The 907-nt window shown below is 37.2% G+C and carries 2 protein-coding genes; both read left to right on the forward strand.

Translation table 11 applies throughout. The annotated features are described in order from the left end of the window. The first annotated feature begins 87 nt into the window (after nucleotides 1–87). Nucleotides 88–339, forward strand: a complete 252-nt coding sequence (locus H7844_16035) for a hypothetical protein (GenBank protein ID MEO5358786.1) — start codon at nucleotides 88–90, stop codon at nucleotides 337–339. A gap of 1 nt (nucleotide 340) precedes the next feature. Next, the gene (locus H7844_16040; protein ID MEO5358787.1) at nucleotides 341–733 is read left to right on the forward strand and encodes a recombinase family protein; all 393 of its coding nucleotides are present in this window, start codon (nucleotides 341–343) and stop codon (nucleotides 731–733) included. Nucleotides 734–907 lie beyond the last annotated feature (174 nt).

Consider the following 907-nt stretch of genomic DNA (forward strand, 5'->3'; position numbering starts at 1 on the left):
TTGAAATGAATACATTAGCTGAGGCACTTAAGGGCGCATTTGGCGCTGAAGCGGTCACTGATAAAAACAGAACTCCGCAGTTTTAGTGTGAAGGAATTAGGCAACATTGATGAGAACGAGGATTTGGGGGAAGAAACTCAAAATAATATTTTGATGAAAGAACATAATATTTTTGAATGTTCAAAAATTCAACAACCAGAAAGATTTAAGATACAGTGCATGATGTGTAAAAGCGAGTATCCTTACGAGTTATACCTCAACCATCACAGTTATATCGTTATCAAAATGTCTAAAACAGAGGGTGGAGATGACGATGAATTTGAAGAAGGGAGTGTGTAACATGAAAGCAGCAATATACGGGAGAGTATCCACTGTTGATAAGCAAGACGTTTCTACTCAAATGGATGCATTAAGAGACTATGCCAAAGGGAAAGGATACGATGAGGTTGTCGAATTCGTAGATGTCGGAGTCTCTGGTGCTAAAGATAAACGTCCGGCACTCGATAAACTGATTGAGGGGGTTAAAAACAAAGACTTTTGTGCTGTTATTTGCTATAAGATGGATAGACTTGCACGTTCTCTAAAAAACCTGATGTTTCTGCTAAATCTCTTTACAGAAAATGATGTGGCGTTTATATCACTCTCTGAAAATATAGATTTAAGCACATCGATAGGAAAACTAATGGTTCACGTGCTTGGGAGTTTCAGCCATTGTGTCAGCAAAATAATATAGTGAATTTCTGTACATCCGTCTCAGTTCTCTTACCAACGCCGTTTCTGCAAATAGAATGTGCTTTTCCATGTTTTTAAGTCCTCCTTTTTTTATTGTTTTCATCTCCTTTTGTAATTCCATATAAAGAGAGATTTACCGGCAACTCTATCTTATTGACAGCATCATTATTTTTGG

It is taken from the genome of Nitrospirae bacterium YQR-1 (assembly GCA_039908095.1).
GTDB lineage: Bacteria > Nitrospirota > Thermodesulfovibrionia > Thermodesulfovibrionales > Magnetobacteriaceae > Magnetomonas.

What these genes read in the sequence shown, in the direction of transcription:
- H7844_16040 (MEO5358787.1), top strand. Translation starts at nt 341, where the DNA reads ATGAAAGCAGCAATATACGGGAGAGTATCCACTGTTGATAAGCAAGAC.